General features: G+C 69.2%; 9 protein-coding genes. 8 read left to right on the forward strand and 1 reads right to left on the reverse strand.

The window, feature by feature from the left end; translation table 11 throughout:
* From Q7P21_RS17730 to Q7P21_RS17750, 5 genes are all read left to right on the forward strand, one after another.
* Window positions 1–1,164 (forward strand): FAD-linked oxidase C-terminal domain-containing protein (locus tag Q7P21_RS17730; protein ID WP_304178142.1); only part of this gene is annotated, 1,164 nt, incomplete at its 5' end.
* 67 nt (window positions 1,165–1,231) lie between these two features.
* Entirely contained in the window at window positions 1,232–2,278 is a 1,047-nt protein-coding gene (gene glcE / locus Q7P21_RS17735; protein ID WP_304178143.1) for a glycolate oxidase subunit GlcE, read from the forward strand.
* On the forward strand, window positions 2,279–3,496 hold the full coding sequence (gene glcF, locus Q7P21_RS17740; RefSeq protein WP_304178144.1) for a glycolate oxidase subunit GlcF: 1,218 nt from the start codon (window positions 2,279–2,281) through the stop codon (window positions 3,494–3,496).
* 46 nt (window positions 3,497–3,542) lie between these two features.
* Window positions 3,543–3,731, forward strand: a complete 189-nt coding sequence (locus Q7P21_RS17745; RefSeq protein ID WP_304178145.1) for a type II toxin-antitoxin system HicA family toxin — start codon at window positions 3,543–3,545, stop codon at window positions 3,729–3,731.
* Window positions 3,731–4,162: a type II toxin-antitoxin system HicB family antitoxin gene (locus Q7P21_RS17750; protein ID WP_304178146.1), complete on the forward strand. Its 432-nt coding sequence runs from the start codon at window positions 3,731–3,733 to the stop codon at window positions 4,160–4,162. Before Q7P21_RS17745 ends, Q7P21_RS17750 begins: the two co-directional genes overlap by 1 nt.
* Window positions 4,163–4,166: 4 nt before the next feature.
* Here Q7P21_RS17750 and Q7P21_RS17755 read toward each other — a convergent pair whose 3' ends face one another.
* Window positions 4,167–5,108, reverse strand: a complete 942-nt coding sequence (locus Q7P21_RS17755) for an ornithine cyclodeaminase family protein (protein WP_304178147.1) — start codon at window positions 5,106–5,108, stop codon at window positions 4,167–4,169.
* Between the two features lie 45 nt (window positions 5,109–5,153).
* On the opposite strand from Q7P21_RS17755, the gene Q7P21_RS17760 reads away from it, so the two are divergent.
* The 3 genes from Q7P21_RS17760 to Q7P21_RS17770 form a co-directional block, all read left to right on the forward strand.
* Window positions 5,154–5,765 carry a class I SAM-dependent methyltransferase gene (locus Q7P21_RS17760; RefSeq protein WP_304172319.1) on the forward strand — a complete coding sequence of 204 codons (612 nt, stop codon included), beginning with the start codon at window positions 5,154–5,156 and terminating at the stop codon, window positions 5,763–5,765.
* Between the two features lie 108 nt (window positions 5,766–5,873).
* A complete protein-coding gene (locus Q7P21_RS17765; RefSeq protein ID WP_304178148.1) occupies window positions 5,874–6,920 on the forward strand; it encodes a hypothetical protein in 1,047 nt (348 codons plus the stop codon).
* A gap of 69 nt (window positions 6,921–6,989) precedes the next feature.
* Window positions 6,990–7,345: MFS transporter (locus Q7P21_RS17770; protein ID WP_369695352.1), on the forward strand; the 356-nt coding region annotated here is incomplete at its 3' end.

Genomic DNA, 7,345 nt, shown 5'->3' on the forward strand with positions numbered 1-7,345 from the left:
CTGGAGATCGACCCCCGCGCCCGCATCGCCCGGGTCCAGCCTGGCGTGCGCAACCTCGCCATCTCCGAGGCGGTGGCCGCCATGGGCCTGTTCTACGCCCCCGACCCCTCGTCCCAGATCGCCTGCTCGATCGGCGGCAATGTCGCCGAGAACGCCGGCGGGGTGCACTGCCTGAAGTACGGACTGACCGTGCACAACATCCTCAAGCTTGAGATCATCACCATCGACGGCGAGCTGATGACCCTCGGCTCCGAAGCCCTGGACAGCGCGGGCTTCGACCTGATGGCCCTGATGACCGGCTCGGAGGGCCTGCTGGGCATCGTCACCGAGGTGATGGTCAAGCTCACTCCTTTGCCGGAAGTCGCCCGCGTCCTGCTGGCCTGTTTCGACGATGTCGAGGTCGCCGCCGGCGCGGTGGCGACCATCATGGCGGCCGGGGTGGTGCCGGCGGGTCTGGAGATGATGGACGGCCCGGCGCTGCGCGCCGCCGAGGACTTCGCCCATGCCGGCTATCCGAAGTCCGCCGCCGCCATACTGCTCTGCGAGCTGGACGGCACGGCGCACGATGTCGACGAGGAGATCGCCCGGGTCACCGCGCTTTTGACCAGGGCCGGCGCCTCGGAGGTGCGGCTGGCCCGCGACGAGGACGAGCGCAAGCGGTTCTGGGCCGGCCGCAAGGGCGCCTTCCCGGCCGTGGGCCGCATCGCGCCCGACTATTACTGCATCGACGGCACCATTCCGCGACGGTCCCTGCCCAAGGTGCTGACCGAGATCAGCCGGCTGGCGGAAAGCCATGGCCTGGCCGTCGCCAATGTCTTCCACGCCGGCGACGGCAATCTGCACCCGCTGATCCTCTATGACGCCGGCAAGCCCGGCGACATGGAGGCGGCCGAAGCCCTGGGCGGGGCGATCCTGGAGCTCTGCGTCGAGGTCGGCGGCGCGATCACCGGCGAGCACGGGGTCGGCCGCGAGAAGATCAACCAGATGTGCTCCCAGTTCTCGGACGCCGAACGCGAGGCCTTCTTCGCCCTCAAGCGCGCCTTCGATCCCAGGGGCCTGCTCAATCCTGGCAAGACCATCCCCACCCTCGCCCGCTGCGCGGAATACGGCCACATGCACGTCCACGCCGGACAGGTGTCGCATCCGCATCTGGAGCGGTTCTGATGCGGGGCTCGACTTCAAAGCCCTCTCCGCCAAAGGGGGCGAGGGCTCAGCTGCGAGGTGGCGCGACATGACCGATCTCACCGCCCAGCTCGCCGACCAGGTCCGCGCCGCGACCGCCGATCGCGCACCGCTGCGTATCGAGGGCGGCGGCACCCGGGCCTGGTTCGGTCGCCCGGTCGAGGGCCAGGCGCTGAAGGTCGCCGGCCACCGCGGCGTCATCGACTATGACCCCAGCGAACTGGTGATCACCGCCCGGGCCGGAACGCCCATGGCCGAGGTCGAAGCCCTGTTGGCGGACAACGACCAGATGCTCTGTTTCGAGCCGCCCAGCTTCGGCCTGGCCGGCACCCTGGGCGGCGCGGTCGCCACCGGCCTGTCGGGGCCTCGTCGCCCCTTCACCGGGGCCCTGCGCGACTATGTGCTGGGCGTCCGCGTCATGGACGGCCAGGGCGAAGCGCTCAGGTTCGGCGGCACGGTGTTCAAGAACGTCGCCGGCTTCGACGCCTTCCGGCTGATGGCCGGGGCGCAAGGGTCGCTGGGCGTCCTGCTCGACGTCTCGCTGCGGGTCTTCCCCCGCCCCCGGGTCGAGCGGGCGCTCGTCTTCGACATGGCCCGCGACGCCGGCCGCAACTGGGTGGTCGAGCAGATGCGCCGTCCCCTGCCGCTGTCCGGCGCCTTCCATGATGGTCAGCGCCTGCACATCCGGCTCTCCGGCGGCGAGGCGGCGGTGACCGGCGCCGCCCGGGAATTCGGCGGCGAGGACGAGGCCCTGGACCTCTGGACCACGGTCCGCGACCTGACCCATCCGGCCTTCCAGGGCGCGCCGGTGCTCTGGCGGATCGCCCTGCCCCAGACCGCGCCCCTGCCCGAGTTCGATGGCCAGCTGGCCTGGGACTGGGCGGGCGGCGTCGCCTGGCTGAAGGCCGACGAGATCGCCCCCCAGGTCTGGGACTGGGCCAGGCGGATGGACGGCCACGCCACCCTATATCGTGGCGCGAAAGCTCAGGTGTTCCAGCCGCTTGCCCCACCGATCCTCAAGCTGCACCAAAGGATCAAGGCCGCGCTCGATCCGGCCGGCGTGTTCAATCCCGGCCGCATGTATGAGGGGCTCTGAATGAGGACCGTTCTCCAGGGCCCCCTCGCCGGGACCGCCGGCGGCGCCATCGCCGAACAGGCCCTGAAGGCCTGCGTCCACTGCGGCATGTGCAACGCCACCTGCCCGACCTACCAGCTGACCGGCGACGAGCGCGACGGCCCGCGTGGCCGCATCTACATGATGAAGCAGGCCCTGGAGGGCGCTGAGCCCACCCGCCTGACCCTCGACCACCTGGACAGCTGCCTGAGCTGCCGGGCCTGCGAGACCACCTGCCCATCCGGGGTCCAGTACCACCGGCTCTATGATGTGGCCCACGCCGAGATCGCCGAGACCGTGGGGCGCTCCCCCCGCGAACACCTCCAGCGCTGGGCGATCCGCACCCTGGCCGGCTCGCCGCCCCTGTTCCGCTTGGCCGTCGCCCTGGGCCGCGCCGTCCGCTTCGCCCTGCCCGCGTCGCTGAAGTCGAAGCTGCCGCCCCGGGTCGTCCCCGGCCCGACGCCGGGCGCGGTCCATGCCCGCCGCATGCTGATGCTGGGCGGCTGCGTCCAGGCCGCCACCGCCACCCATTTCAACGCCGCCATGGCCCGCATCCTCGACCGCGTCGGCGTCAGCCTGATGGAGGCGCCCAAGGCCGGCTGCTGCGGCGCCCTGCACCTGCACCTCGACGCCGCTGAAGCCGCCCGGGCCGCCGCCCGGACCAATCTCGACGCCTGGGCGCCATTCCTCGATGCCGGCGCGGAAGCGATCCTTGTGAATTCAAGCGGCTGCGCGGCCTTCCTGAAGGACTATCCCGACCTGCTACGCGACGATCCAGCCTATGCCGACCAGGCCAGCCGCCTCGCCGCCCTGGTCCGCGATCCGGTCGAGATCCTGGCCCGCTCAGACCTCACCGCCCTCCGCGCCCCGGCCGAACCCCGCATCGCCGTGCATGAGCCCTGCACCCTGCAGCACGGCCTGAAGCTCACCGGCCAGATCGCCAGCCTGCTGCGCAATCTCGGCTACGACCCGCAGCCCGTCGCCGACAACCACCTCTGCTGCGGCTCGGCCGGCGCCTATTCCCTGCTGCAGCCGAAACTCTCCAGCCAGCTCAAGACCAACAAGCTCGCCGCCCTCAACGCCTCGGCGCCAGCCGCCGTGTACACCGCCAATATCGGCTGCTGGACCCATCTCGCCTCCGGCGACGGCGCGCCCGTCCACCACTGGCTGGAAGCCGTGGACGAGGTCACCCGGCCGTAGTCAACACATCTGTTGATTTCCACACAAGTGTGGAGTAATTTGCGTCATGACCGCGAGCGAACGGAGACGCTGGCTGGCGAAACAAGGCTGTACTTTCGAGAGCCATCGCGGCGGCTCCGGACATCTCACAGTTCGTCGCGGCGACAAGACCTCGCAATTGCCGATGCACGGCGCTCAGAAGGAATTGGGCGCGGGCCTGGTGAACAAGATCAAGAGGGATCTGGGACTCAAGTGATGGCCCATTATCGGATCGAGCTGACCCCCGACGACAACGACACGTTTCTGGTGACCACCCCGGACCTGCCAGAGGTCACGACCTTCGCCGGTACGGTCGAGGAAGCGTCAGCTGTGGCGAGCGCCGCTATTGAGGAAGCTCTGTCGGCGCGCATATCGCGCGGCGAGCGCATCCCTCCCTGGTCCGACAAGAAGGGGAAGCAGCCGGTGGCGGCGCTGTCCTCTCAGACTCTGCTGAAGCTTGGTCTCTACAACTGCCTCCGTCTGCGGGGTCTCACCCGCGCCGAACTCGCCCGGCGTCTCGACTGGCACCGCGAACAGGTGGACCGGCTATTCAGGTTGGATCACGCTTCCAAGCTCGATCAGTTGGACGCGGCCTTCCACGCCTTGGGCGAGGAGATCCGGTTCGAGCTGTTCAGCGACGTCGCCTAGGACTTCACCGCGCCGGCATCAGCGCCCGCACGCTGGCCAGGTCCTGCACGATGTGGCCCAGCGACTTGTAGACAGTGATCTCCTCAGGCGTTCGCCGCCCGACCACCCGGCCCAGCAGCACCTCGCCGATCTCACCCACGATATGGTCGTCGTCGATCAGGCCGGCGGCCTTCGCCTTCAGGAACTCGGCGCCGGCCGCCAGCACCGAGGCGCGGCTGTCGACAATGAAGCGGGAGCGGACCACCAGGTCATGGTCGACCTCGGTCGGGCCGGCATGGCTGGAGCCCACCAGATTGATGTGGGTCCCCGGCGCGATCCAGTCGCCGAACAGCACCGGCTCGGCGGCGCTGGTCACGGTGCAGATGATATCGGCGCCCTCGATGGCGCTCCGGGCGTCCAGTGCGGCGCGCACGCTGATGCCGGTCTCTGCGCTCATATGCTCGGCGAAACGTTTCGCCCGCTCCGGCGAGCGGCCCCAGACCGTCACGGCCTCGATGGGGCGGACATGGCGGATGGCCTTCAGATGGGTCTCGGCTTGTTCGCCATAGCCCAGGATCGCCAGGCGGGTCGCCTCGGGTCGGGCCAGGGCGTCGGTGGCGACGGCGCTGGCCGCCGCCGTGCGGATCGCCGTCACCTCGCCGGCATGAGCGACGCAGGAGACCGCCCCGGTGTCCGGATCGAACAGCACCACCACCCCCTGGTGCGACTGGATCCCCTTGGCGAAGTTCTCCGGGAACACGCTGATCAGCTTGGCGCCAAAGGCCTCGTGCTCGCCCATGGCCCCCGGCATCACCCCAAACATTCGGCCCTGCGCCAAGGGAATAATGCCGCGCAGGAGCTGGCGGGTGTCGCCGGCCGACAGCGCCTTCATGGCCTCTGCCACGATGGGGATGCAGAGCTCATAGGTCAGGCGCGCCCGCACCTCGTCTTGGTCGATCAGGATCATGCACGAAGCTTTAGCTGACCCCCGCTCCGGGCTAAAGCTCGCCCCATGCAACTCCCCCTCGATATCGACAGCGTCAAAGGCTTCCTGGACCCGGCGGAGGGGCTCGCCCTGCACGACGCCGCCCTGGCCATCGCCCGGCGTGGCCCGGGGCTGGAGATCGGCTCCTATTGCGGCAAGTCGGCGGTCTATCTGGGGGCCGCCTTCAAGGCGGCGGGCGGCGTCCTCTACGCCCTGGACCACCATCGGGGCTCGGAAGAAAACCAGCCGGGCTGGGAGTATTTCGACGAGAGCCTGTGGGACGCCGAGGCCGGCTCGCTGGACACCCTGCCCCACTTCCGCACCACCCTGCGCCGCGCCGATCTGGAGGACACCGTGGTCCCGATCGTCGGCCGCTCCATCCCCATCGCCCGGGCCTGGGCGACCCCGCTCAGCTTCGTCTTCATCGACGGCGGCCACACCATGGAGGCGGCGCTGGGCGACTATCGCGGCTGGACGCCCCACCTGATCCAGGGCGGAACCCTGGCCATCCACGACGTCTTTCCCGACCCCGCCGACGGCGGCCGCCCGCCCTTCGAGATCTACCAGAGGGCGCTGGCCTCGGATCAATACGAGGAACTGACGGCGGTGAAGAGCCTGAGGATCCTGAGGAAGCTCTGAGTCCGGGCGCCGCAGCCCCTCGGACCCGCCCTCGCCCGACCGCGCGAACTCATCTAAGATATTCCATCCGCCACATGCGCCCGTCCGGGCCAGATCCCAGGAGCTCCGGTGCTCAGTTGGCTCGCCTCCCTCGCCACGCCCATGTTCGGGCCTTCGCGGCTGTTCGGATCCTACTTCTTCATGGCCTCGCTGGGCTTCGGGGTCTGCGCGGCGGCGACCTTCCTGATGCTGCCCCGGGCGACCCAGTGGCTGCCCCGGGACGGCGGCCGGGCCCACGCGATCAACGCCGAACAGAGCGTGGGCAAGCCGGTTGGCGCGGGCCTGTTCTTCGTGACCCTGTTCTGCGCCATGGCGGTCCTGTTCCTGCCGCTCGCCTCGGCGCCCCTGCGCACCGTCCCGTTCATGCTGGCCGCGACGGTGATCGGCTTCCTCGACGACAGGACCGGGGGTTTCAACGAATTGACCCTGGGCGCTCTGGACGCCGTCCTGGCCATCGGGGCGGCCTGTGTCATCTATGGGTTCGGGCCGACCATGATCTGGCTGCCGATCTGGCGTGAAGCCCTGACCATTCCGGCCTTCGTGGCCATTCCGCTCGGCGCCGCCGTGGTCTGGCTGTCGATCAACGCCACCAATTGCTCTGACGGGGTCGACGGGGTCTCCGGCAGTCTGTCCGGCTTCGCGATCCTGATGCTGGGTGGCCTGCTCTACGCCATCCTCGGCAACGCCGCCGTCGCCCAGCATCTGCACGTGGTGCTCAATCCTCAAGGCGCGGAGTGGTCTATCTACGCCCTGCTGATGGTGGGATGCCTGGCCGGCTACCTCTGGCATAACGCCCCGCCCAGCGCGCTCCTGATGGGCGACGCGGGCTCCCGGCCGCTGGGCCTCTTGATCGGCATGCTGGTGCTGGCCACCAACAATCCGCTGTTCATTGTCATCATCGGGCCGGTCCTGCTGCTGAACGGCGCGACGGGCCTGATCAAGGTCGCCCTGATCCGCGTCCTCGGCCTGCGCATCTTCCCGAACATCCGCTTCCCCCTGCACGACCACTGTCGCAAGGCGCTCGGCTGGTCCAACGCCCAGGTCCTGGTGCGCTTCATCATCCTGCATGTGGGGATCACCTCGCTGCTGGTGCTGATCGCCCTGAAGATCCGCTAAGGCCTGGCCGCCTTGACCCTGCGGCGCGGCTCCTTCAAGCCTGCGCCAAGACATTCCGGGGGGAAATTCATGACCGACGCCGCGCCCAGCGCCTCGAACCGCCGCATCCTGGCCGCCAGCCTGATCGGCACGGCGGTGGAGTTCTACGACTTCTACATCTACGCCACCGCCGCCTCCCTGGTGTTCGGAACCCTGTTCTTCCCCAAGGCCTCGGCCTCGGCCCAGCTGATGAGCGCCTACGCCACCTTCGCGCTCGCCTTCTTCGCCCGCCCCCTGGGGGCCAGCGTGTTCGGCCACTTCGGCGACCGGCTGGGGCGCAAGTCGACCCTGGTCGCCTCCCTGATGCTGATGGGGGGCTCGACGCTCTTGATCGCCTTCCTGCCGACCTACGCCCAGGCCGGCTGGCTCGCCCCCTTCCTGCTCTG

It is taken from the genome of Phenylobacterium aquaticum (assembly GCF_947378715.1).
GTDB lineage: Bacteria > Pseudomonadota > Alphaproteobacteria > Caulobacterales > Caulobacteraceae > Phenylobacterium > Phenylobacterium aquaticum_A.

Excerpts from the sequence above, each read along its gene's own strand:
- glcE (WP_304178143.1), top strand. The coding sequence starts at position 1,232 with ATGACCGATCTCACCGCCCAGCTCGCCGACCAGGTCCGCGCCGCGACC.
- glcF (WP_304178144.1), top strand. The coding sequence starts at position 2,279 with ATGAGGACCGTTCTCCAGGGCCCCCTCGCCGGGACCGCCGGCGGCGCC.
- Q7P21_RS17745 (WP_304178145.1), top strand. The coding sequence starts at position 3,543 with ATGACCGCGAGCGAACGGAGACGCTGGCTGGCGAAACAAGGCTGTACT.
- Q7P21_RS17750 (WP_304178146.1), top strand. The coding sequence starts at position 3,731 with ATGGCCCATTATCGGATCGAGCTGACCCCCGACGACAACGACACGTTT.
- Q7P21_RS17755 (WP_304178147.1), bottom strand. The coding sequence starts at position 5,108 with ATGATCCTGATCGACCAAGACGAGGTGCGGGCGCGCCTGACCTATGAG.
- Q7P21_RS17760 (WP_304172319.1), top strand. The coding sequence starts at position 5,154 with ATGCAACTCCCCCTCGATATCGACAGCGTCAAAGGCTTCCTGGACCCG.